Here is a 24,894-nt window from a genome sequence, read left to right as displayed (position 1 = left end):
GTACAGCAAAAAAAGTATCTTTTTTTGCCTTAAGAAGTTGTTAAGGATTAACTTATTTAATAGTCGTGAAACAACATGAAAGGGAGACATGATCATGAAAAAATTAGCTGCAATGGTTGCCGTGATGGCATTGTGTTCCGCACCTGTTCTGGCAGCGCAGCAGGGCGGCTTCTCTGGCCCGACCGCGACGCAGAGCCAAAGCGGTGGGTTCGTTGGCCCTAACGGCAGCAGCACGACGGTAGAAAGTGCAAAATCTCTGCGTGATGACACCTGGGTGACGTTGCGTGGCAACATTGTTGAACGTATTTCTGACGATCTGTATCTGTTTAAAGATGCCACCGGTACGGTGAATGTGGATATTGACCACAAACGTTGGAACGGCGTCACGGTTACGCCGCAGGATGTGGTGGAAATCCAGGGTGAAGTGGATAAAGACTGGAACTCCGTGGAAATCGACGTGAAACAGATTACCAAAGTTGCCAAATAATCCCCATCAGGGCCGCAAACGCGGCCCTTTTCTTTGCATCGGAATGTGATGTAAATCAGCCTGTAAACGCGAGTAAAGAGTAAAGTGACGGAGTCATTTTAACTTACTGAGATATCATGAAAACGCGTCCATTATTATGGCTGGTCAGCCTGATGTGCAGTCCCTCTCTTTTTGCCGCAACGATCCCTGACGGGACGTCACTCGCCCCACAACAAGTTTTTCGTTACAACAACCACAGCGATCCGGGCACTCTCGACCCGCAAAAGGTGGAGGAAAATACCGCCGCACAAATTGTACTCGATCTCTTTGAGGGATTGGTCTGGATGGATGGCGAGGGGAAAGTGCAACCGGCTCAAGCCCAGAGTTGGGAAGTGCTGGACGGTGGGAAACGCTATATTTTCCATTTACGCCAGGGACTGCAATGGTCAGATGGTGTGGCGCTGACCGCGCATGATTTTGTGGCAGGCTGGCAGCGTGCGGTTGATCCCCATACGATAAGCCCATTTGCCGGGTATCTGGCAGCGGCGCACATTAAAAATGCGCAGGCGATTGTTGACGGTAAATCCCCCGTGAGTGCGCTGGGAGTAAAGGCCCTGGATGATGTGACGCTTGACGTTTCTCTTGAACAAGCGGTGCCGTGGTTTACCTCTATGCTGGCCTGGCCGACGTTATTCCCTGTACCACAGCATACTATTGCGAAGTATGGCGATGCGTGGAGTAAGCCGGAACATCTGGTCTCCAACGGGGCCTTTGTGTTGGATAAATGGGTCGTGAACGAAAAGATCGTGGCGCGTAAAAACCCGAAATATCGTGATGCACAACACACCGTCTTACAGCAGGTTGAATATCTGGCTTTAGATAACGCCGTCACGGGATATAACCGCTATCGTGCCGGGGAGGTCGATCTCACCTGGGTTCCGACCCAACAAATTCCGGCGATAGAAAAGAATCTGCCGGGAGAACTGCGGGTCATTCCTCGCCTGAACAGCGAGTATTACAACTTCAATACTCACAAAGCGCCGTTTAACGACGTCCGGGTGCGCCGGGCTCTGTATTTAACGGCCAATCGGCAACTCATTGCGGAGAAAGTGCTCGGGCTTCGCACACCCGCCGCGACCCTGACACCGCCGCAGGTGGCCGGTTTCACGCCGCCTGTGCTGAAGGATCTTCAGGCACCGATGAGTGAGCGAGTGGCCGAGGCGAAAGCGTTATTGAAAGAAGCCGGGTTTGATGAGCGGCATCCTTTAACGTTTGAGCTGTTTTACAATAAGTACGACCTGCATGAGAAAACGGCTATCGCCTTGTCTTCTGAATGGAAAAAATGGCTCGGTGCGGATGTGAAATTACGTACCATGGAGTGGAAAACATATCTGGATGCGCGTCGTGATGGGGACTTCATGCTCTCCCGCCAGTCGTGGGATGCGACCTATAATGAGGCATCAACCTTCCTGAATACGTTGCAGTCCGGAAATGCGGAAAATGTTGGCCATTGGCAAAATGCGCAATACGATGCGTTGCTGGCACAGGCCGCACAGACTCCCGATGCCGGGCTGAGAAACCGTCTGTATGCACAAGCGGAAGACGTGATTAATCAGCAGGCTCCCATCATTCCACTCTATTACCAGCCGTTGATTAAGTTGCTCAAACCCTATGTGGGCGGCTTTCCTGTGCAGAATCCGCAGGATTATGTGTACAGCAAAGAACTTTACATCCGGGCGCATTAAGTGCCGGGTGCTAAGGTTACTCTTGTCGCCGCCTCTGTGCGGCGGCAAAACCACTGAACTTTGTGACTCAACACGTCAGATAGGGTAGTATCTGCGGCAATATTGCCTGACAGATCCGGGTATTGTTCAGGCTTACAGTTGAGGAACCTCGATTAATGAGCGATATGGCAGAGCGCCTTGCGCTGCATGAATTCACAGAAAACGCCTATCTGAACTATTCCATGTACGTCATCATGGACAGGGCGTTGCCGTTTATTGGTGATGGTCTGAAACCGGTTCAGCGTCGCATCGTTTACGCGATGTCCGAACTGGGGCTGAATGCCAGCGCCAAATTTAAAAAATCCGCCCGTACCGTCGGTGACGTGCTGGGTAAGTATCATCCCCATGGCGACAGCGCCTGTTATGAAGCGATGGTACTGATGGCGCAACCTTTCTCTTACCGTTATCCGCTGGTTGACGGGCAGGGGAACTGGGGGGCACCGGACGATCCTAAATCCTTCGCGGCGATGCGTTATACCGAATCCCGCCTGTCTAAATATGCGGAAGTCCTGCTGGGTGAACTCGGCCAGGGGACGTCGGACTGGGTGCCGAACTTCGACGGCACCATGCAGGAGCCGAAGATGCTGCCTGCGCGTCTGCCGAACATTCTGCTTAACGGGACTACCGGTATTGCGGTCGGGATGGCAACAGATATCCCGCCACATAACCTGCGTGAAGTGGCTAAAGCGGCGATTACGCTGATTGAGCAGCCGAAAACGACGCTGGATGAGCTGCTGGATATCGTACAGGGGCCGGATTACCCGACGGAAGCGGAAATCATCACGCCCCGCGCGGAAATTCGTAAGATTTACGAAAACGGGCGTGGCTCCGTGCGTATGCGTGCGGTGTGGACGAAAGAAGACGGCGCGGTGGTTATTTCCGCGCTGCCGCACCAGGTCTCCGGTGCGAAAGTGCTGGAGCAGATCGCGGCTCAGATGCGCAATAAAAAGCTGCCGATGGTGGACGATCTGCGTGACGAATCGGACCATGAAAATCCGACCCGTCTGGTGATCGTCCCGCGCTCCAATCGCGTGGATATGGAGCAGGTGATGAACCACCTGTTCGCCACTACCGATCTGGAAAAAAGCTATCGTATCAACCTGAACATGATTGGCCTTGACGGTCGTCCGGCGGTGAAAAACCTGCTGGAGATCCTGACCGAATGGCTGGCGTTCCGCCGTGATACCGTGCGTCGTCGTCTGAACTATCGCCTGGAGAAAGTGCTCAAGCGCCTGCACATCCTCGAAGGTTTGCTGGTGGCGTTCCTCAACATCGACGAAGTGATTGACATTATTCGTCATGAGGATGAGCCCAAGCCCGTGCTGATGTCGCGGTTTGACATTTCTGAAACGCAGGCTGAAGCCATCCTTGAGCTGAAGTTACGCCATCTTGCCAAACTCGAAGAGATGAAAATCCGCGGCGAGCAGGATGAACTGTCCAAAGAACGCGATCAGCTGCAGGGCATTCTGGCCTCTGAACGCAAAATGAGTAACCTGCTGAAGAAAGAACTGCAGGCGGATGCCGATGCCTATGGCGACGATCGCCGTTCGCCGCTGAAAGAGCGCGAGGAAGCCAAAGCGATGAGCGAGCACGACATGCTGCCCTCTGAGCCGGTGACCATTGTGCTGTCTCAGAGTGGCTGGGTGCGTAGTGCGAAAGGCCATGATATTGATGCGCCGGGCTTAAGCTATAAAGCGGGCGACAGCTTTAAGGCTGCAGTGAAGGGCAAGAGCAACCAACCGGTCGTCTTTGTTGACTCGACCGGACGTAGCTATGCCATCGATCCGATTACGCTGCCGTCGGCGCGCGGTCAGGGTGAACCGTTGACTGGTAAACTGACGCTGCCGCCAGGCGCGACGGTTGAGCATATGCTGATGGAAGGCGATGACCAGAAACTGCTGATGGCGTCAGATGCGGGCTATGGTTTTGTCTGCACCTTCAATGATCTGGTGGCGCGAAACCGTGCAGGTAAAGCGCTGATTACGCTGCCGGAGAATGCGCATGTTATGCCGCCAGTCGTGATTGAAGATGAAACCGATATGCTGCTGGCGATCACCCAGGCCGGGCGTATGTTGATGTTCCCGGTGAGCGATCTGCCGCAATTGTCGAAAGGCAAAGGGAATAAGATCATTAACATTCCTTCTGCGGAAGCGGCGAAAGGTGAAGATGGGCTGGCGCTGCTCTACGTGCTCGCGCCGCAAAGCACGCTGACCATTCACGTGGGTAAACGCAAAATTAAACTTCGCCCTGAAGAGTTGCAGAAAGTGACCGGTGAACGTGGCCGTCGCGGGACGCTGATGCGCGGTCTGCAGCGCATTGACCGTGTTGAGATTGACTCGCCTCGACGCGCCAGCAGTGGCGACAGCGAAGAATAACACTGTCGTCTGGCTCTCCTTTCTATGACGAAGGGAGAGCCGCATTAAAAATTCCCGTGAAACCGTTGTTTATTCGTGCGTTGCGATTAACAATACGCTTTTCCAGAGAGCCGCTCTTAACAAAGCCCTAACCTGATGCTGAGTTCTGTATCAGGTGACGTAAAATGCCAGGCTCTTAGGCCGTTAGAGGTTGTTATGCTATATATTTTTCGTTTATTTATTACTGTTATTTACTGCATTCTGGTTTGTATTTTCGGGTGTTTATACTGTCTTTTCAGTCCACGAAATCCAAAACACGTCGCGACATTCGGTCATATGTTTGGTCGCCTGGCACCCCTTTATGGCCTGAAGGTCGAGTGCCGCATGCCGGAAGACGCAAAGAATTATGGCAATGCTATCTATATTTGTAACCATCAGAATAACTACGACATGGTTACCGCTGCGAATATCGTTCAGCCGCCGACCGTCACGGTAGGGAAAAAAAGTCTGCTGTGGATCCCGTTCTTCGGTCAACTGTACTGGCTGACCGGTAACCTGTTGATTGACAGAAATAACCGCGCTAAAGCACACAGTACCATCGCGGCGGTGGTGAACCATTTTAAAAAACGTCGTATTTCCATCTGGATGTTCCCTGAAGGAACGCGTAGCCGTGGTCGCGGACTGCTGCCGTTTAAAACGGGTGCGTTTCATGCGGCGATTGCTGCGGGCGTTCCGGTGATCCCGGTGTGCGTTTCCACGACGTCGAATAAAATTAAACTTAACCGTTTAAATAATGGTCTGGCGATTGTAGAGATGTTGCCGCCAGTGGATATCAGCCATTTTGGTAAAGATCAGGTTCGTGAACTGGCAGCGCATTGCCGCACGTTGATGGAACAAAAAATCGCAGAACTTGATAAAGAAGTTGCTGAGCGGGAAGCTGCCGGAAAGGTGTGATTCGCGCACTTCGCGTTTTTGACAGGAAACGATTTCCTGCGTGTTAATAGCCAGTTTTACATGGAGCTTATATGTCATTCAGTCGGCGTCAGTTTATTCAGGCATCGGGGATCGCACTGGTTGCAGGTGCTGTTCCGCTGAAGGCTAATGCTGCCGGTCAGCAACAGCCGTTACCTGTTCCGCCACTGCTGGAGTCCCGCCGGGGACAGCCGCTATTTATGACCCTGCAACGCGCTCACTGGTCCTTTACGCAAGGTACCCGCGCGCCTGTCTGGGGCATTAACGGGCGTTACCTGGGGCCGACAATCCGTGTCTGGAAAGGGGATGACGTTAAGCTCATCTACAGCAACCGCCTGACTGAAAATGTCTCGATGACGGTTGCCGGATTACAGGTACCGGGTCCTCTGATGGGCGGGCCGGCGCGAATGATGTCGCCGAATGCCGACTGGGCGCCGGTACTTCCGATTCGCCAGAACGCGGCGACGTTGTGGTACCACGCCAATACACCGAATCGTACCGCGCCGCAGGTCTACAACGGTCTTGCCGGAATGTGGCTGGTTGAAGATGAGGTGAGCAAATCATTGCCCATTCCTAACCATTATGGCGTAGATGATTTCCCCATCATTATTCAGGACAAACGTCTGGATAACTTCGGTACGCCAGAATACAGCGAGCCGGGCAGCGGTGGTTTTGTCGGTGACACGTTACTGGTCAATGGCGCGCAGAGCCCTTATGTCGAAGTATCACGTGGCTGGGTGCGCCTGCGTCTGTTAAATGCCTCAAACTCGCGTCGTTATCAGTTGCAAATGAGCGACGGTCGCGCGCTGCATGTGATTTCCGGCGACCAGGGCTTTTTACCGGCTCCGGTGTCGGTGAAGCAACTCTCTCTGGCACCTGGCGAGCGTCGTGAGATCCTGGTGGATATGACCAACGGGAATGAAGTGTCGATCACCTGTGGCGAGGCGGCCAGTATTGTTGACCGGATCCGGGGATTCTTTGAACCGTCCAGTATTCTGGTCTCCACGCTGGTCCTGACCCTGCGGCCGACGGGGCTACTGCCGCTGGTGACTGACACCCTGCCGATGCGTCTGTTGCCTGCAGAAATTTTGAGCGGCACGCCGATTCGCAGCCGTGATATCAGTCTCGATGACGATCCGGGCATTAACGGGCAGTTGTGGGATGTCAACCGCATGGACATTACGGCTCAGCAAGGTTCCTGGGAGCGCTGGACGGTACGCGCGGATATGCCGCAATCATTCCATATTGAAGGTGTCTCGTTCCTGATCCGTAATGTGAATGGTGCGATGCCATTCCCGGAAGATCGGGGCTGGAAAGATACCGTCTGGGTAGATGGGCAGGTAGAACTGCTGGTCTATTATGGACAACCGTCCTGGGCGCATTTCCCGTTCTACTTTAACAGCCAGACGCTGGAAATGGCGGACCGTGGCTCGATAGGACAATTACTGGTGAATCCGGCGCCGTAATGCGCCGGCGTTTCCGTTACGCCCGCCAGAACATACGCGAGAACAGGATCAGAATGGGGTAAATCTCCAGACGCCCCATGATCATGGCCGCGCACATCAGAAGCTTTGCCTCCTCGTTTAAGGTGCCAAACGTCGTTGCGGTGACGCCAAATCCCAGCCCCATATTATTGATGCAGGCGGCGACGGTAGCGAAAGAGGAGAAGAGATCGTAGCCCATCAGATTGAGCGCCCAGATAAAAAAGCTGGTGAACAAAACGTAGAGAAAGAAAAAGCTCCATACCGAACGCACCACCCGGTCACTGACCACGCTATTGCCCACTTTGATGTTCAACAGGGCGCGAGGATGCGCGAGCTGGTGTAGCTCCTGGCGGCACTGCTTGAACATAATCAAAAAACGCAGCACCTTAATCCCCCCGCAGGTCGAGCCCACACAACCGCCGAAGAAACTGGCGCTGAGCAGCATGAAGATCGTGTGCGAGGGCCACTGCGCGTAATCCGCTGTCGCCAGGCCATTATCTGTCAGCATGGAGCTGGCCAGAAAAAAGGCATGTACCAGGCTGTCCGTGATCCCGTACATACCCGCACGCCAGACCTGCCAGGTGGCGATTAAGGTGACAACCAGCGCAATGAGCAGAAAGAAACGCAGTTCGGCATTACGACGAAAGGGCTTGAAGGTACGTTTCACGATAGCAACGTACCAGAGGGTAAAGTTAAACGCAGAGAGCAGTGAAAACAGTCCGGCGACTAACTCAATAGCGTGGCTGTTATAAAAGCCGATGCTCTCGCTACGGGTGGAAAATCCGCCGAGAGAGACCGTCGACAGTCCGTGGCATAAGGCGTCGAAAAACGACATCCCGGCAACCCAGTAGGCCAATGTACAAATAAGGCCCAGAATGACGTAGGTCAGCCACAGCGTCCGTGCGGTATCAGCAAGCCTCGGCGTGAGGCGTTCTTCTTTAAAGGGACCTGGCATCTCAGACTGATACAGTTTCATGCCGCCAATACCCAGCAGCGGCAATACTGCCACGGCAAGGACAATAACGCCCAGACCGCCAATAAAATTGAGCTGAGCCCGATAGTACAGATACGATTTTGGCAAGGCGCTGACGTCGTCAATCACCGTTGCGCCAGTGGTGGTGATCCCGGAAACCCCTTCGAACAGGGCATCGGCAAAGGAGAGATTTAAGCCATCATCCATCCACATCGGCATTGCGCTGATAAGCGAAAACAGCAGCCAGAACAGAACGATAATGACGAAGCCATCCCGGGTTCGCAGCTGAATTCCCGCATGTTTGGTTGCCAGCCACGCCCCGCCGCCGAGGGCAAAGAACGTCATAAATGTGCTGAAAAAAGCGAAAAAGCTCCGCTCTTTATTTAACAGCGCGATGGTCATCGGTGGCAGCATGGAGAAGCTGTAGAGAAGAACCAGAAACCCGCACAGGTGAACAACAACCCGTAACTGGGAAATATGCAGTGATTCGTTGAGTCGCAATGAAAAATCCCCCGCCGAAAAAGAGTTATCTCAGCTGGCCGGTATGGTGTTAATTATGATTGATAAAAATGGGTGTCGTAAAATTTAACAATTTATACAACTTTCTATGCGTCTGGTTCAGACTCCACTTCATTTCTTGCCGACATACAGCGTATAATCCCCGGCCTTTGATTATTTTTTTACCATTTTTGGAAGCATTATGAGCGCAATATCCCTGATCCAACCGGACAGAGACCTTTTCTCCTGGCCGCAGTACTGGGCCGCCTGTTTTGGCCCCGCGCCGTTTCTGCCGATGTCGCGAGAAGAGATGGACCAACTTGGCTGGGATAGCTGCGACATCATTCTAGTGACCGGCGATGCGTATGTCGATCACCCTAGTTTCGGTATGGCGATTTGCGGCCGTATGCTGGAATCTCAGGGGTTCCGTGTGGGCATCATCGCCCAGCCAGACTGGAACACCAAAGACGATTTTATGCGTTTGGGTAAACCGAACCTGTTCTTTGGTGTGACCGCAGGCAACATGGACTCGATGATCAACCGCTATACTGCCGATCGCCGACTGCGCCATGACGACGCCTACACGCCGGATAACATTGCGGGCAAGCGCCCGGACCGCGCTACGCTGGTCTATACCCAGCGCTGTAAAGAAGCGTGGAAAGATGTGCCGGTCATTCTCGGCGGCATTGAAGCCAGCCTGCGCCGTACCGCGCACTATGATTACTGGTCCGATACCGTTCGCCGCTCCGTGCTGGTGGATGCCAAAGCAGATATGCTGATGTTTGGTAACGGCGAGCGTCCGCTGGTGGAAGTGGCACACCGTCTGGCAATGGGTGAAACCATCGACCAGATCCGTGACGTGCGTAATACCGCGATTATGGTTAAAGAAGCGCTGCCGGGCTGGAGTGGGGTGGATTCCACGCGTCTGGATACGCCGGGGAAAATTGATCCTATCCCGCATCCCTATGGTGAAGATTTACCGTGCGCGGATAATAAACCTGTTGCCCCTAAAAAACAGGAAGCGAAGGCGGTAACCGTACAGCCGCCACGTCCGAAGCCGTGGGAGAAAACCTACGTACTGCTACCGTCTTTCGAAAAAGTGAAGGGCGATAAAGTGCTGTACGCACACGCATCGCGTATTCTGCACCATGAAACAAACCCTGGCTGCGCGCGCGCGCTGATGCAAAAACATGGCGATCGCTACATCTGGATTAACCCTCCCGCGATCCCACTGTCAACCGAAGAGATGGACAGCGTTTTTGCGCTGCCGTACAAGCGCGTACCACATCCGGCATACGGCAACAGTCGTATTCCCGCTTATGAGATGATTCGCTTTTCCATCAACATTATGCGCGGCTGTTTTGGCGGCTGTTCTTTCTGTTCGATCACTGAGCACGAAGGGCGCATCATCCAGAGTCGTTCAGAAGACTCGATCATCAATGAGATCGAAGCGATCCGAGATACCGTGCCTGGTTTTACCGGCGTGATTTCCGATCTGGGTGGTCCAACCGCCAATATGTATATGCTGCGTTGTAAGTCGCCGCGTGCGGAGCAAACCTGCCGCCGCCTGTCGTGCGTTTACCCGGATATCTGTCCGCATATGGATACCAACCACGAACCGACGATTAACCTCTATCGCCGTGCGCGTGATTTGAAAGGTATTAAAAAGATCCTCATCGCTTCGGGTGTCCGTTATGACATCGCCGTTGAAGATCCTCGCTATATCAAAGAGCTGGCGACCCACCACGTGGGTGGCTATCTGAAGATTGCCCCAGAGCATACCGAAGAAGGCCCGTTGTCGAAGATGATGAAGCCGGGTATGGGCAGCTACGATCGCTTTAAAGAATTGTTCGATACCTACTCTAAGCAGGCCGGTAAAGAGCAGTATCTGATCCCTTACTTCATCTCCGCGCATCCTGGTACGCGCGATGAAGATATGGTGAATCTGGCGCTCTGGTTGAAGCAGCGTCGTTTCCGTCTGGATCAGGTGCAGAACTTCTATCCTTCGCCGCTCGCGAACTCCACGACCATGTATTACACCGGGAAAAATCCGCTGGGTAAAATTGGTTATAAGAGTGAAGATGTGGTGGTGCCGAGAGGTGACAAACAACGTCGTTTGCATAAAGCGCTGTTGCGTTACCACGATCCTGCCAACTGGCCGTTAATCCGCCAGGCGCTGGAAGATATGGGTAAAAAGCATCTGATTGGTGGTCGTCGTGAATGTCTGGTTCCGGCCCCGACGCTGGAAGAGATGCGTGAAGCGCGTCGTCAGAATCGTCATACGCGTCCGGCTCTGACCAAACACACGCCTGTCGCCCATCAGCGTCAGACGCCTGCCGGTGCGAAGAAATCACCCGCCGCCTCGTCGCGCCCGGCAAATGCCAATACGGGTGCGAAAAAACGCGGGAAACCTGCAGCAGGACGTTAATTCTGTTGTCCGGTGGTGCAATGCTTACCGGACCCGCGTGAATGCTAAGGATGGCGGCCTGAGAGCCGCCATCCGGCAAGTTTGTTGAGCTTAGTACAGACCCAACACCTTCCACCACATCAAACCCACGGTGATAAAGACCGCCTGGTTAAACAAGCTGATAATAAATCCCGTTCGCCACCAGACGCCCGTTGGCACGTATCCTGCGCCAAACAGAATGGGGCCGCGCGCATGAGTGTACTGTGTGAGAGAGCAGTACAGGCTGCTGGTGAAGGCCAGCATTAACGCCGTGGGAACTGCCGGGATATTCAGATGCAGACCGACGCCCAGGAACACGGCGTACAGTGCGGCAATCTGCGCATTTCCACTGGCAAAAAAGTAGTGGGTATAGAAGTACGCAGCGTTAAGCAGCAGCAGAACGATCACCCAGCTGGTACCGTGCATGGTGCTGCTTAGGCTATCGCCAATCAGATTGCCAAACCAGGTGGTAAAACCCAGTTTCTTCAACTGGTTCGCCATCATCAGCAGCGCGGCAAACCAAATCAGTGTGTCCCATGCCCCTTTTTCGCTTTTGACGTCTTCCCAGCTTAATACGCCGCTAAGCAATAAAATGGACAATCCAACAAATGAGGCGGTAGTGGCATCTACGCCTAACGTATCGCCAAAAATCCACAGCACCAGCAGGACACCGACGGTCGCCAGCATCATCCATTCGCCGCGTGACATACGGCCCATTTCCGCCAGCTCTTTACGGGCCAGGTTAGGCGCATCCGGCGTGTGTTTGATTTCCGGGCGTACCAACCAGTACACCAACAGCGGTACCAGGAGCAATGAAACCAGGCAAGGCAGCAACGCCGCCATAAACCAGCTTCCCCATGTCAGTGTGACGCCTGCGTTGGCCGCCAGTTTTACCGCCAGAAGGTTACCGGTATAGCCGGTCATAAAGAGGGCTGCGGTCACGTCATTGACGTTACCAATACAGGTAATGAGGAAGGTACCGATTTTGCTGCGAGACTCATCTTCCGGGTTCGAATGAAAACTACGCGCCAGCGAGTCGGCAATCGGGTAGATGACACCGCCGCAGCGCGCCGTGTTACTTGGCATGGCGGGAGAGAGGATCAGATCCGCAAACGCCAGGCCGTAGGCGAGCCCCAGAGTACGTTTGCCAAGCAGGCGGATCATCTGCAGCGCAATACGCCGACCAAGGCCGGTTTTGATAAACCCGCGGGCGATCATAAAGGCGACGACGATAAGCCAGATCAAAGAGCTGTTCAGCTCGCTCAGCGCGGTGGTAATCGCGCCGCTGGCGGTTTTATCCCCGGCGGCATAGACGAGTGCAAATACAGTAATACCAATAATACCGACAGCGCCGATGGGCAGTACTTTTGCCACAATAGCGGCGATAGTGGCGACAAAGATGATCGCCGAATGCCATGCTGGTGCACTTAATCCCGTTGGTGGGGTAAGTTGCCATAGACCGAAAGAGATTAATATTATAAGAATCAATGGGAGCCAACTGACTCCATTAGGTTTATTTTTCGCCACGGTTTGACACCTACAAAAAATGAATATGTGTATTTTTAAGTATAATAACCATTAATAATTAGGTGGTTATATGTGGGTAATGCTGCGCTTGTGCTTGTCAGAAATACACATGTAAATAGGCGTTTATTGTTTCTTAATGTTTCAAGATATGAAAAAGCCCGGCAGAATGCCGGGCTGAAGTGAGGAGGATTAACCGCCGAACTGATCCGGGTCTGGTCCCAGACGTTTCCCTTGATCGAGTTTGGCAATTTCACCTAACTCATCTTTGTCCAGACGGAAATCCCAGACATCAAAGTTTTCAGCAATGCGGGAAGGGGTTACCGATTTCGGAATAACCACTAAACCGTTATCCAGATGCCAGCGGATGACAATTTGTGCCGGTGATTTTCCGTACTTATCGGCGAGGTCGCGAATGATCTTTTGGTCAAAGACGTCTTTCCCGCCTTGCGCCAGTGGGCTCCAGGATTCGGTCTGAATCTTATGTGTTGCGTTCCAGGCATGAAGTTGACGTTGCTGCAGGAGGGGATGCAGCTCTATCTGGTTAATGACCGGTGCGACGCCTGTTTCATCCATCAGGCGCTGGAGGTGATTGATTTGAAAGTTGCACACGCCGATGCTTTTGATCAGTCCCTGTTTTTGCAGGTCAATCATGTTTTCCCATGCTTCAACGTAATGGTCGATAGCCGGAACAGGCCAGTGCATCAGGTAAAGGTCGAGGTAATCGAGTTGGAGTTTCTCCATGCTTTCCAGCAGGGCTTCACGGGGACGTTTCTGATCGTCATTCCACAGTTTGGTCGTAATGAACAACTCTTCCCGGGCTACACCTGCATTTTTTAGCGCTTTCCCGACACCTTCTTCATTCTTGTACGCCGCAGCGGTATCGATAGAGCGATACCCGACCTCCAGCGCTTTATGAATGGCGGAGATAACTTCCTCGTTGCTTGCCTTCCAGACACCCAAACCCAGTTGGGGCATTACGTTACCATCCTGTAGCTTGATAACGGTTGGATTAGCCATGCGTTCCTCCTTTATATGAACTCACCGGAGCATGCTCCGGTGAGGTTTGTGTGACTTAAGTCTGGACTAAATGCCCAAAAACGAAAGTCAGAGGCGAAAAAAGCTTAGCGCGCTGCTTCGTAAATACGGCGGCTGACATCCAGCGTAATGTCCTGATGTTCGCCCAGTTTCGTACAACCGTGTGCGTCCAGTTTTTCCAGCAACGCAGGAATAGAGCTACCGTCCAGACCGTAATCTGACAGACGGGTTGGTACGCCCATTTGCTCGAAGAAATGACGTGTCGCGGCAATAGCGGCGTCGATACGCTGGTCATCATCACCTTCGGTAATGTTCCAGATACGCTCTGCGTATTGCAGTAATTTGGCACGTTTGGTGTCGCGTTTTTCATTCCACAGAGCCGGCAGGACGATAGCCAGTGTTTGCGCGTGATCAAGACCGTGCATCGCGGTCAGCTCGTGACCCAGCATATGGGTTGCCCAGTCCTGCGGTACGCCCGCGCCGATCAAACCATTCAGTGCCTGCGTTGCCGCCCACATGACGTTGGCACGAACATTATAGTTTTCCGGTTCCTGCAGGGCTTTCGGACCTTCTTCAATCAGTGTCAGCAGAATGCCTTCGGCAAAGCGATCCTGAATTTTCGCGTCAACCGGGTAAGTGACATACTGTTCAACGGTGTGGACGAATGCATCGACAACACCGTTAGCGACCTGGCGTGGCGGTAGCGTATAGGTATAAACCGGATCCAGCACGGCAAATACCGGCTGTACGAACGGGGTCATAAAGGCCAGTTTGTCGCCCGTGGTTTTGCGGGAGATCACCGCGCCGGAGTTAGATTCTGAACCGGTTGCCGGCAGCGTCAGCACGGAGCCCATAGGTACGGCGCTTTTGACATCATTACCGTGGGTTTCCAGAATGCGCCACGGATCGACGCCGTCAGCGTAATGCGCTGCTGCCGCGATGAATTTGGTGCCATCCAGTACAGAGCCGCCGCCGACTGCCAGCAGGAACGTCACTTTCTCTTCACGTACTATTTTTACTGCATTCATCAGCGTTTCATAAGACGGGTTGGGTTCAATGCCGCCAAACTCCAGGACGTCCAGCCCTTTCAGGGCGTCTTGTACCTGCGCCAGAACACCGGTTTTTTTCACACTGCCGCCACCATAGGTGACTAACACGCGAGCATCCTGAGGGATTTGACCGCGCAGTTCTGCAATGGCGCCTTTACCGAACAAAATGCGAGTAGGAGTATGTAGATTAAAGTTGTTCATTGCTCGTTCCCTTATGTGGGTAAGAAAGAGGGCAGTCGAGTGTCTGCCTGATGGAGAATATTGTGGTCGTCAGCGGCGCTCCTCTCAATGCTCATTTCTGCCAATGTCTTGCCCATTTCTACAGACCACTGGAGAAAACGGATAAAAGTGCGCACTATATCAGTGTCGAAAACCGATGATGAAATGGTGCTCTATGAACCGTGATGAGATCTGTCTCCTGCTGACGGATAAAGTTAAGAAGCTGAAAAATAATGAAAATAAACTCAGTGAGTTACTGCCTGATGTTCGCTTGCTGTATGGCGTTGAGCCGGGTTTACGTACGCCGGTGATGTATCAGCCCGGCATCATATTTCTCTTCTCGGGGCATAAAATTGGTTACATCAATGAACGCATATTTCGTTATGACGCCAATGAATATCTGCTACTGACCGTACCTTTACCCTTTGAATGTGAAACCTATGCGACACCGGAGATTCCCCTGGCCGGGATCCGATTGAATGTCGATATCCTGCAACTGCAGGAGCTACTGATGGACATTGGTGAGGATGAGTTGTTTCAACCTTCAATGGCGGCGAGCGGGATCAACTCTGCCACGCTTTCGGACGAAATTCTTTGTGCTGCGGAACGTTTACTGGATGTGATGGAGCGGCCGCTGGATGCGCGTATTCTGGGTAAACAGATTATCCGCGAGATCCTTTATCACGTCCTGACCGGCCCGCGCGGCGGCGCATTGCTGGCATTGGTCAGTCGCCAGACGCATTTCAGTTTGATCAGCCGCGTGTTAAAGCGAATTGAAAACAAGTACACCGAGAACCTCAGCGTCGAGCAACTGGCGGCGGAAGCCAATATGAGCGTGTCGGCGTTTCATCATAATTTCAAATCGGTGACCAGTACCTCGCCGCTGCAGTATCTGAAGAGCTATCGCCTGCATAAGGCGCGGATGATGATGATTCACGACGGCATGAAGGCCAGTGCGGCGGCAATGCGGGTCGGCTACGAGAGCGCTTCGCAATTCAGTCGTGAGTTCAAGCGTTACTTTGGCGTGACGCCAGGGGAGGATGCGGCAAGAATTCGGACGATGCAGGGGAGTTAAATGCGGGCCGGATGGCGACGCTGTGGCGCTTTATCCGGCCTGTAAACGCTGTGGCTCAGGCACTACAGCATTTTTTTTTAATCACCACGAATAAGGTTCCCAGCAGGCCTGCGGTTAACAGGGCAAGTGGCAGGATCATCAAAAAAGTCATGACCTGATCTTCATGACGTTTAACGAATGGGATCATGCTAAGCGCGTAGCCAAAGCTGGTGACCACCGTGACCCACAGCAGTCCGCTCAGCCAGTTAAAAAACTGGAAGCGACGGTTAGGCAGACCTGAGATCCCCGCCATGGTCGGCAGCAGGGTGCGTACAAATGCCAGGAAACGCCCGGCGAGTAGCGCCACCAGACCATGTTGGTCAAACATACAGGTCGCACGCTGATGGTATTTCTCGGGTAATTGCGCCAGCCAGCCCTTCACCGTACGTGTGTTGCCCAGCCAGCGTCCCTGAATGTAGCTCAACCAACAGCCCAGGCTGGCTGCGGCCGTCAGAATAGCGATGGTAGGTAAAAAGCTCATTACGTCCTGCGCGATCAGTGCTCCTGCCAGTAATAGCAGGCTGTCTCCGGGTAAAAAGGAGGCGGGCAGCAGGCCATTTTCTAAAAACAGTGTGGCAAACATCACAAAGTACACAACGCTTACAACATGCGGATCCGCCAGCGCGGCAAAATCATGCTGCCAGAGCGCGGAGATTATATCTTGAATGACTACCATGGACTTTCCTGTGGAACAGCGTTTATGTGGCGATTGTACTCCTGAATTGTCCGGGATGCCTTGATCCCGGACGCAACAATTGCAGACTTTTCCACCAGAAGTGTCTGCATATATGTCCACCTGCAGCAATATTACTCGATTCGCGAGAATCCTGCGGCTAAATCCGCAATCAGATCGTCAACATTCTCTAAACCAATGTGCAGACGAATGAGCGTTCCGCTGAAATCCACCTCACCTTCCGGGCGGATGGCTGCGATGTGTTCAGGTTGGTTTGCCAGAATCAGTGATTCAAAACCGCCCCAGGAATAGGCCATGCTGAACAGGCTAAAGTGATCCAGATAAGCCGCCAGTTCCTCATGGTTCAGCTTCTTATTCAGTACAAACGAGAACAGGCCGCTGCTGCCGGTAAAATCGCGTTTCCAGAATTCGTGGCCTTTACTGCCGGGGAGCGCAGGGTGATTCACGCGGGCGACCTGTGGATGGTTTGCCAGCCACTCAGCCACTTGCAGGCTACTTTCATGATGCTGACGCAAGCGAACACTCAACGTGCGTAAGCCGCGACTGGTCATGTAAGCGGTATCTGCGTCCAGCATTTGCCCCATCAGATAAGCGTTCTCACGCAATTGATCCCAGCAACGCGCATTGGCGACCGCCGTACCTACCATGCCATCGGAATGACCAATCAGGTATTTGGTGCCCGCCTGGATAGAAATGTCGATATCAAAATCCAATGCTTTGAACAGTACGCCGGCAGCCCAGGTGTTATCAATCATGATGATGGCATCAGGCGCCACGCTTCTTACGGCAGACACAATTGCAGGCACATCATGTACTTCCATGGTGATGGAGCCAGGTGATTCCAGAAAAACCACTTTAGTGTTCGGTTGGATATATTTCACTATATCGGCGCCAACCAAGGGATCGAACCAGCCCGTGCTCACGCCAAGCTTGCCAAGAATTTTTGTGCAGAAATCCTGACTGGGTTCATAGGCGGTGTTCGTCATCAAGACATGATCGCCGTGTTCAACAAAAGCCAGAATCGTGTTGGCAACGGCGGCCGCGCCACAGGGAAAAAGGGCACAACCCGCACCGCCTTCCAGTTCGCACATGGCTTCCTGGAGTGAGAAATGGGTAAGCGTTCCGCGACGACCATAGAAGAGCGCGCCGTTCGCGCGGTTATGCGTGGCCTGCTTTTTGGCCTCCACGGATTCAAATACCAGTGAAGAAGCGCGTTGGATCACACTGTTAACGGAGCCCAGCGTGTACTTTTTACTGCGTCCTGCGTGAACGAGTTTGGTCTCAAGATGCTTGTCTGCCATGTTGTATTACCTGTTTTTATACGTCTGGATGTCTAAACTACCATGAATCCAGGAGGATGCATCCTGCAGAATCGCCATAAAGAAGAAAATAATCTCAAAATGATTCTGGTGACTTTTTTACTGCGTAAGCGCAAGGAAAAGAAACCAAAGGTGCGGCACTATGTAAATAGTAATGAGAACGACTATCAATTCGACGTCGTTTTGATATGATTACGCTCAGATTTTGTGATTTGCGTCCTGGAGATACAGAGTGGGTAATAATTTGATGCAGACGGATCTTTCCGTCTGGGGTATGTATCAGCACGCCGATATCGTGGTTAAGTGCGTGATGATTGGGCTGATTTTGGCGTCAGTGGTCACCTGGGCGATCTTCTTTAGTAAGAGCCTTGAGTTCTTTACCCAGAAGCGCCGCCTTAAGCGTGAACAGCAAATGCTGGCTGATGCCCGCTCTTTAGAAATGGCAAGTGAGATTGCCGCTGGATTCGATGGCAAAAGCCTGGGCGCGTTGTTGATTAACGAAGCGCAGAACGAACTGGAACTGTCTGAAGGCAGTGATGATAACGAAGGGATTAAAGAGCGTACCGGATTCCGTCTGGAGCGTCGTGTTGCCGCCGTGGGGCGTCAGATGGGGCGTGGTAATGGCTACCTGGCGACAATTGGGGCAATCTCTCCTTTTGTTGGGCTGTTCGGTACGGTATGGGGCATCATGAATAGCTTCATCGGTATTGCTCAAACGCAAACGACTAACCTGGCCGTTGTGGCACCGGGTATTGCAGAAGCGCTGTTAGCGACTGCGATTGGTCTGGTTGCGGCAATTCCTGCAGTTGTCATTTACAACATTTTCGCACGTCAGATTGGTAGCTATAAAGCGATGCTGGGCGATGTCGCGGCGCAGGTGCTGTTGCTGCAAAGCCGTGATCTGGACCTGAGCGCAAGTGCTGCTGCGCATCCGGTACGCGCTGCGCAGAAATTACGTGTAGGATAATGTTCCATGGCAATGAGTTTTAATGAAAACCTGGACGATAACGGTGAAATGCACGAAATCAACGTGACGCCGTTTATCGACGTCATGCTGGTTTTATTGATTATCTTTATGGTGGCTGCGCCGTTGGCAACCGTGGATGTGAAGGTGAATCTCCCTGCCTCCACCAGCACACCGCAACCGCGTCCGGAAAAACCGGTTTATCTGTCAGTTAAAGCTGATAACTCTATGTTTATTGGCAACAATCAGGTGACAGATGAAACCATGATCAGCGAATTAAACGCGCTGACGGAAGGGAAGAAAGATACCACTATCTTCTTCCGTGCCGATAAGACCGTTGACTATGAAACGATGATGAAAGTCATGGATTCGCTGCACCAGGCTGGATTCCTGAAAATTGGACTGGTGGGTGAAGAAGTCGTAAAAGCGAAATAATTGCCGTTGCCGGGTGGTGCTTGTCACCTTACCCGGCTTCTCACTTCTGCTGTTTTTCCCTTCGCTATTCCTTGCTCTGCCTGTTCTCGTCCAGTGCGACAGCGGTGATTCTGGTGGCTTCGTAGCTCCCTTCAGACAACTTGCGTGTCAGGCGCAATGTGGCCGTTTCGCGTGCGAGTATATGTTGGTACGTACTTTCCAGGCGGGCCATCATTTTGTCACGTAACTCTGGTTGTCGGGCCATGATGGCTTCTATAGCGGCTCCGTAAATCTCTTCTTTCGCCTGCAGGGCATAGATTTCCCGGCGGTTTTGCCATTTCATTCGCACCAGCGCTGCGGGTATTGAGCCCATTTCCTGGGCTACGCTCTCCAGCGTTGCGTTTTTATTCGCGATTAACACGGCTAGATTTTGCTTTAAGACAAATTCATCACTTTTGTGGTTATCTAAAGCCAAATAAACATTATTATCCTCAACATCTTTCATTTTATTTCTGTTCCAGAGAATAAAAAATGGGGGCATTCGATTCACGCGTAATTAAATTAAGCCAAATTTTATTGCCTTGTTCATTTATCATCGCTGTTTTCAGGGCCAAAATTTCACTTAATTCTTGCGCGTTAATGTCCCCCTCCGCCTGCAGAGTATTTAGCAAGCGAGCGAAGGATTCGATTTTTGCTGCACAAAAAAGACGTTCTTTTAAATGACGGTCACATTCATCGAATAACATGTTTCGCGGCTGGCCAGTCGATGTGGAGCTAATAAAAATATCAGCTTCATAATCGCTTAACGCTTTCTTTCCCTGAGTCAAATTTTCACTATTTTCTGCGTTATTATTTGTATTCGGGGATGAGGATAAATGAAAACGAGAGGGAACAAGATGCTCGGGAAGCATGTTGATATATCCTTTGCTGCCAGTAAGGGGATGTTTTTAATAAGAGAGGTCGCGTTGACAATAGCATGGCGTAATTTTAAAATCAAAAAAAATGGAGCCAGTACATGAACAGTATATTTTATTCTGTTATTACCCTGCTATTGCTTACCGGCGGGGTGCTTTTCCTGATGCGCAGTGCAAATAAAAACCAAAATGCGCAGAGCCGTACATCCGTAAATCAATCTGAAACGCTTAGTAAAGAAGAGGGAGAAGATCATTTTGCAGTCCTGATGAATTCGATCACCCCGGTTTGGTACTGGCGAGTTAATCATGAATATATCGATTTTATCCACTCGACGATAAAGCGCATGACAATGGTGGAGTTGAATGAAACACCAGGGTTATTCGATGCGCAACGGCGCTGTAGCGATCTGAATTCTGCGGTCTATAAGTATTACGACAATATCAAAAAACGCTGTCTGAGCGGCGAGAAAGTCCCACACGCCGATCTGGATGTCCTCAATTTACGCCAATGCTTCAGAGAGTTCAGTCTGGAAGCGTATCCCACACTTGTCGCCCTGGTGTGGCCGGATTACCAGCGGCCACAGATTACGGCGCAAGACGTTTAAGGTCTCATCTCACTCTGGCCGGGGCGGCAACGCCGCTCCCCGGCACAATGTTACCGAATAACGTTTATTTGTCTGATGAGGCCTGCCACAGATTAAGCTGACCATCGGCGACGTGTTTATCGATCTGCGCCAGTTCTTCGGCACTGAACGTCAGGTTGTGCAATGCCTGAACGTTTTCTTCCAGTTGCTCAGGGCGGCTGGCACCAATCAACACTGACGTTACCCGGTTATCCTTCAGTAACCAGCTTAACGCCATCTGCGCCATCGATTGTCCACGCTGTTGCGCCATCTCATTAAGCAAACGCAGGCTGTTGAGATTCTCTTCTGACAACATATTCTCCGTCAGCCCACGGACTTTTTTCCCTTCGCGTTGCATGCGAGAACCTTCCGGGATGCCATTGAGGTATTTCCCCGTCAGCAAACCCTGAGCCAGTGGCGTGAAGGCAATACAGCCCATGCCGTTGGATTCCAGCGTATCCAGCAGGCCGCTACTGTCTACCCAGCGGTTAAGCAGGTTGTAAGAGGGTTGGTGGATCAACAGGGGGATTTTCCATTCCCGCAGCAGGTCGGCCATTTGTTGGGTACGTTCAGGTGAATAGGACGAAATGCCGACATACAACGCTTTGCCGCTTTGTACGGCATGAGCCAGCGCAGCGGCGGTTTCTTCCATTGGCGTGTTTTCATCGACGCGGTGAGAATAGAAGATATCGACGTAATCAATCCCCATCCGTTTCAGGCTCTGGTCGAGGCTGGCGATCAGGTACTTACGCGATCCGCCAGAACCATACGGGCCCGGCCACATGTCATAGCCTGCCTTGGTGGAGATGATCAATTCGTCACGATACTGTGCAAAATCCTCGCGCAGTAATCGGCCAAAATTCTCTTCTGCGCTGCCCGGAGGCGGTCCGTAGTTATTGGCTAAATCAAAATGGGTGATCCCCAAATCAAATGCTTTGCGCAGCAGGGCACGCTGTGAATCTAATGCTTGAACGTGTCCAAAACTGTGCCATAAACCCAGCGACAGCGCGGGCAAACGTAAACCGCTGCGACCGCAGTAGCGATAGAGCATGTGCTCATAACGTTCAGGGTTGGCAAACCAGGCCATGAGATCTCCTTAGTGCAGGTGAATTTCGAAACAACGTTTCTATTCTAGCGGGTTGGTGATGAATATCCCGTTCACCAGGTCACACTGGGATGAAAAACTGGGCAAAAACAGGCCGCTGTGCTTTGATTAAAAAAACATCAAACAGGAGTGAAGCGATGCCGCGTTTGACCGCCAAAGATTTTCCGCAGGAATTACTCGATTACTATGACTATTACGCGCACGGCAAAATATCGAAACGTGAGTTCCTCAATCTTGCTGCGAAATATGCGGTTGGCGGCATGACGGCGCTGGCATTATTCAATATGTTGAAACCGAATTATGCCCAGGCGGTTCAGGTGGAATTTACCGATCCTGATATTCTGGCTGAATACATTACTTACCCATCACCTGAGGGACATGGCGATGTGCGGGGTTATCTGGTGAAACCCGTGAACGTGACAGGGAAAGTACCTGCCGTGGTTGTCGTACACGAAAACCGCGGGTTGAATCCGTATATTGAGGATGTTGCACGTCGGGTAGCGAAGGCGGGGTATATTGCTCTCGCACCGGATGGATTAAGCTCGGTTGGTGGTTATCCGGGGAATGATGATAAAGGCCGGGAGTTGCAGCAGCAGGTTGATCCCGTAAAACTGATGAACGACTTTTTTGCGGCGATTGAGTTTATGCAGCGTTTTCCAACCGCGACAGGAAAGGTCGGTATCACCGGATTTTGCTACGGTGGCGGCGTATCGAATGCCGCGGCTGTCGCTTTCCCTGAACTGGCTTGTGCGGTTCCTTTTTATGGCCGTCAGGTGCCCGCGTCAGATGTCCCTAAAATTAATGCGCCTTTATTATTGCACTATGCAGCATTGGATGAGCGTATTAATGAGGGCTGGCCGGCTTATGAAGCGGCGCTTAAGGCCAATAAAAAAGTCTTTGAGGCGTATATCTATCCTGGGGGTAATCATGGCTTTCATAATGATTCAACGCCTCGTTATGATAAAGCGGCTGCTGATTTAGCCTGGAAACGCACTATTTCATGGTTTGATAAATATTTGCGATAAAAAACAATATATTATTTAATATATTGAATTAATTATCTGAATAATAATGCTACCCGATTTCATTAGCATTCATACTGATATGACCTGAAGGGGGCGGATTGCACTTAAAAAACTAAAAAAATATAGAACGCATTATATCTTCTCTGCTTCCTGCCGATAACAAGGGTAAGTCTCGCCTGATGGCGAATTCCTCATCAACGGCAAGGAAATGATTATGCATTTGCTGAAAAACTTCACTATCCGTATTGTCATGCTGGCAATACTGGGGCTTTTTTGTCTGCTCTGGTCAGGAGTGGGTTTATTTAGTCTTCACGCTTTATCCAACATATCAGAAGGAAATGATATTGACCGTCATCTCGTTAAGCAGATGACCGTTCTCAGTCAGGGGAACGATCAGTATTTTCGCTTCGTGACGCGTTTAAGTCGTGCAGTGGATGTCAAAATTGGCGGGGGTACGCCAGACTTTGCCCCGGCTCAACAGTCGCTGGATAACATGAGTAAAAAACTCCAGGAGATGAAGACACTCTCTCCGGGGCCGATGGATCCTGAGGTTGCAGCAGCAGTACTGGCGAAGTGGCAAGCGCTGCTGGACAAAGGCGTGATCCCGCAAATGCAAATGGCTCAGCAGGGATCGCTCACGGCGTGGTCGGAACATGCCAGTACCGTTACACCTGCGTTGAGTCGCGAATTTGGTGCGAGTGCCGAGCGGTTTAATACCACAGCGGGCGAGAGACTGGACGCGACGCGAATGATGGTAGACAGCAAAACGTCGATCATCCGGACCTTAATTATTACGGCTGTTATCCTGGGGATTGCGATCCTTATCTTTACCGATCGCTACCTTGTTTCAATGATGGTGAAGCCGTTAGCGCGTATTCGCCAGCAATTCCGCCAGATTGCGCAGGGTGATCTCAGCCATCCCATCGAAGAGCTTGGGCGTAACTGTGTGGGACAACTGGTGCCTTTACTGCGTGCGATGCAGGACAGTCTGCGTGAAGCCGTGAGTACGATTCGTGCGGGAAGCGACAATATCTGGCGAGGCGCAACGGAGATCTCTACGGGCAATAACGATCTCTCGTCTCGCACGGAAGAACAGGCCGCGGCACTGGAAGAGACCGCGGCAAGCATGGAACAGCTCACCGCTACGGTAAAACTGAACGCTGAAAATGCGCGCGAGGCAAGCCAGCTTGCCGACACGGCGACAGAAACGGCAGGTAAAGGTAACACGCTGGTTTCGCAGGTGGTCGATACGATGGACGGGATTGCGGCCAGCTCTAAACAGATTGCAGAAATCACCTCGGTCATTAATAGCATCGCATTCCAGACGAACATTCTGGCGCTCAACGCGGCCGTCGAAGCCGCCAGGGCGGGTGAACAGGGGCGTGGATTTGCGGTGGTTGCCGGTGAAGTGCGCAATCTCGCCAGTCGCAGCGCCGGAGCGGCGAAAGAGATTGAGACATTGATTGGCGAATCGGTACGCCGTGTCGATCAGGGGGCGCGTCTGGTCAAAGAGACTGGACTAACGATGGAAGCCATTCTGCGTGGCGCAACCGAAGTGACGGTCATTATGAAGCAAATCGCTTCTGCCTCTGAAGAACAGAACAAAGGCATCTCGCAAGTGAGCGTAGCCATTACGCAAATGGACAGCGTGACTCAACAGAACGCCGCGCTGGTGGAACAGGTCTCCGCTGCGGCGGTCGCGCTGGAGCGGCAAACGGAAGAGCTGCAACGTGCTGTACAGCAGTTCCGGCTTGCAGAAAATGACGTGCAATACACCTCAACCCATACCGCTTCCTCTTCAGAAGAAAGCAAAACGCCTGCGACACCTAAAACGGACGAATGGGTGGCCTTTTAATCTGGCGTAAAAAAGTCGGTGATACCGCTGGTCTTTGCTTAAAAAATCGCTATATAATTT

The 24,894-nt window shown here is 52.0% G+C and carries 21 protein-coding genes; 12 read left to right on the top strand and 9 right to left on the bottom strand.

The window, feature by feature from the left end:
• Positions 1-94 precede the first annotated feature (94 nt).
• The 5 genes from N7268_RS01890 (at position 95) to ftsP (ending at position 7,042) form a co-directional block, all read left to right on the top strand.
• Complete coding sequence (locus tag N7268_RS01890) at positions 95-487, top strand: YgiW/YdeI family stress tolerance OB fold protein (RefSeq protein WP_045447592.1); 393 nt, start codon at positions 95-97, stop codon at positions 485-487.
• A 116-nt stretch (positions 488-603) separates the two neighbouring features.
• Positions 604-2,211 carry an ABC transporter substrate-binding protein gene (locus N7268_RS01885; protein ID WP_260861619.1) on the top strand — a complete coding sequence of 536 codons (1,608 nt, stop codon included), beginning with the start codon at positions 604-606 and terminating at the stop codon, positions 2,209-2,211.
• Positions 2,212-2,366: 155 nt separating this feature from the next.
• Positions 2,367-4,625, top strand: coding sequence for a DNA topoisomerase IV subunit A (gene parC, locus N7268_RS01880; RefSeq protein ID WP_260861618.1), 2,259 nt, complete (start codon positions 2,367-2,369; stop codon positions 4,623-4,625).
• A 195-nt stretch (positions 4,626-4,820) separates the two neighbouring features.
• Positions 4,821-5,558 carry a 1-acylglycerol-3-phosphate O-acyltransferase gene (gene plsC / locus N7268_RS01875; protein ID WP_260861617.1) on the top strand — a complete coding sequence of 246 codons (738 nt, stop codon included), beginning with the start codon at positions 4,821-4,823 and terminating at the stop codon, positions 5,556-5,558.
• Positions 5,559-5,629: 71 nt separating this feature from the next.
• Positions 5,630-7,042 (top strand): cell division protein FtsP, encoded by a 1,413-nt coding sequence (gene ftsP / locus N7268_RS01870; protein ID WP_198905765.1) that lies wholly within the window; start codon positions 5,630-5,632, stop codon positions 7,040-7,042.
• A gap of 16 nt (positions 7,043-7,058) precedes the next feature.
• Here the strand turns inward: ftsP and N7268_RS01865 are convergent, their stop codons facing one another.
• Positions 7,059-8,534, bottom strand: coding sequence for a TrkH family potassium uptake protein (locus tag N7268_RS01865; protein ID WP_313958366.1), 1,476 nt, complete (start codon positions 8,532-8,534; stop codon positions 7,059-7,061).
• Between the two features lie 199 nt (positions 8,535-8,733).
• On the opposite strand from N7268_RS01865, the gene N7268_RS01860 reads away from it, so the two are divergent.
• On the top strand, positions 8,734-10,959 hold the full coding sequence (locus N7268_RS01860; RefSeq protein ID WP_260861616.1) for a YgiQ family radical SAM protein: 2,226 nt from the start codon (positions 8,734-8,736) through the stop codon (positions 10,957-10,959).
• Positions 10,960-11,049: 90 nt separating this feature from the next.
• Here N7268_RS01860 and N7268_RS01855 read toward each other — a convergent pair whose 3' ends face one another.
• The 3 genes from N7268_RS01855 to yqhD all read right to left on the bottom strand — a co-directional run bounded on the left by N7268_RS01855 (position 11,050) and on the right by yqhD (position 14,789).
• Positions 11,050-12,531, bottom strand: coding sequence for a DASS family sodium-coupled anion symporter (locus N7268_RS01855; protein WP_409929193.1), 1,482 nt, complete (start codon positions 12,529-12,531; stop codon positions 11,050-11,052).
• A 162-nt stretch (positions 12,532-12,693) separates the two neighbouring features.
• Positions 12,694-13,521 (bottom strand): 2,5-didehydrogluconate reductase DkgA, encoded by an 828-nt coding sequence (gene dkgA, locus N7268_RS01850; protein WP_260861614.1) that lies wholly within the window; start codon positions 13,519-13,521, stop codon positions 12,694-12,696.
• Positions 13,522-13,625: 104 nt separating this feature from the next.
• A complete protein-coding gene (gene yqhD / locus N7268_RS01845) occupies positions 13,626-14,789 on the bottom strand; it encodes an alcohol dehydrogenase (protein WP_260861613.1) in 1,164 nt (387 codons plus the stop codon).
• Positions 14,790-14,982: 193 nt separating this feature from the next.
• On the opposite strand from yqhD, the gene N7268_RS01840 reads away from it, so the two are divergent.
• Positions 14,983-15,882, top strand: a complete 900-nt coding sequence (locus N7268_RS01840; protein ID WP_260861612.1) for an AraC family transcriptional regulator — start codon at positions 14,983-14,985, stop codon at positions 15,880-15,882.
• Between the two features lie 55 nt (positions 15,883-15,937).
• Here the strand turns inward: N7268_RS01840 and yghB are convergent, their stop codons facing one another.
• Together yghB and metC are read right to left on the bottom strand one after the other, a co-directional pair.
• On the bottom strand, positions 15,938-16,597 hold the full coding sequence (gene yghB, locus N7268_RS01835; RefSeq protein ID WP_260861611.1) for a DedA family general envelope maintenance protein YghB: 660 nt from the start codon (positions 16,595-16,597) through the stop codon (positions 15,938-15,940).
• A 131-nt stretch (positions 16,598-16,728) separates the two neighbouring features.
• Positions 16,729-17,916, bottom strand: coding sequence for a cystathionine beta-lyase (gene metC, locus N7268_RS01830; protein ID WP_260861610.1), 1,188 nt, complete (start codon positions 17,914-17,916; stop codon positions 16,729-16,731).
• Between the two features lie 250 nt (positions 17,917-18,166).
• Between metC and exbB the strand changes: the two genes are divergently transcribed.
• Positions 18,167-18,901, top strand: a complete 735-nt coding sequence (gene exbB, locus N7268_RS01825; RefSeq protein WP_198905781.1) for a tol-pal system-associated acyl-CoA thioesterase — start codon at positions 18,167-18,169, stop codon at positions 18,899-18,901.
• Positions 18,902-18,907: 6 nt separating this feature from the next.
• The gene (exbD, locus tag N7268_RS01820; protein ID WP_198905783.1) at positions 18,908-19,333 is read left to right on the top strand and encodes a TonB system transport protein ExbD; all 426 of its coding nucleotides are present in this window, start codon (positions 18,908-18,910) and stop codon (positions 19,331-19,333) included.
• Positions 19,334-19,397: 64 nt separating this feature from the next.
• On the opposite strand, the gene N7268_RS01815 is transcribed toward exbD, so the two are convergent.
• Together N7268_RS01815 and N7268_RS01810 are read right to left on the bottom strand one after the other, a co-directional pair.
• Positions 19,398-19,817, bottom strand: a complete 420-nt coding sequence (locus N7268_RS01815; RefSeq protein ID WP_260861609.1) for a cytoplasmic protein — start codon at positions 19,815-19,817, stop codon at positions 19,398-19,400.
• A gap of 1 nt (position 19,818) precedes the next feature.
• The gene (locus N7268_RS01810; RefSeq protein WP_260861608.1) at positions 19,819-20,223 is read right to left on the bottom strand and encodes a hypothetical protein; all 405 of its coding nucleotides are present in this window, start codon (positions 20,221-20,223) and stop codon (positions 19,819-19,821) included.
• Between the two features lie 104 nt (positions 20,224-20,327).
• Between N7268_RS01810 and N7268_RS01805 the strand changes: the two genes are divergently transcribed.
• Positions 20,328-20,831 carry an ESA_00282 family adhesion-associated protein gene (locus N7268_RS01805; protein ID WP_260861607.1) on the top strand — a complete coding sequence of 168 codons (504 nt, stop codon included), beginning with the start codon at positions 20,328-20,330 and terminating at the stop codon, positions 20,829-20,831.
• A 64-nt stretch (positions 20,832-20,895) separates the two neighbouring features.
• On the opposite strand, the gene N7268_RS01800 is transcribed toward N7268_RS01805, so the two are convergent.
• Positions 20,896-21,936, bottom strand: a complete 1,041-nt coding sequence (locus N7268_RS01800; protein WP_260861606.1) for an aldo/keto reductase — start codon at positions 21,934-21,936, stop codon at positions 20,896-20,898.
• Positions 21,937-22,091: 155 nt separating this feature from the next.
• Here N7268_RS01800 and yghX point away from each other — a divergent pair, with 155 nt between their 5' ends.
• Together yghX and N7268_RS01790 are read left to right on the top strand one after the other, a co-directional pair.
• Entirely contained in the window at positions 22,092-22,979 is an 888-nt protein-coding gene (gene yghX, locus N7268_RS01795) for a YghX family hydrolase (protein WP_260861605.1), read from the top strand.
• Between the two features lie 214 nt (positions 22,980-23,193).
• Entirely contained in the window at positions 23,194-24,834 is a 1,641-nt protein-coding gene (locus tag N7268_RS01790; protein WP_260861604.1) for a methyl-accepting chemotaxis protein, read from the top strand.
• Positions 24,835-24,894 lie beyond the last annotated feature (60 nt).

The organism is Citrobacter sp. Marseille-Q6884 (assembly GCF_945906775.1).
Classification (GTDB): domain Bacteria; phylum Pseudomonadota; class Gammaproteobacteria; order Enterobacterales; family Enterobacteriaceae; genus Citrobacter.
The sequence above is the reverse complement of the archived record's forward strand: the minus strand, read 5'-3'. Positions and strand labels throughout refer to the sequence as shown.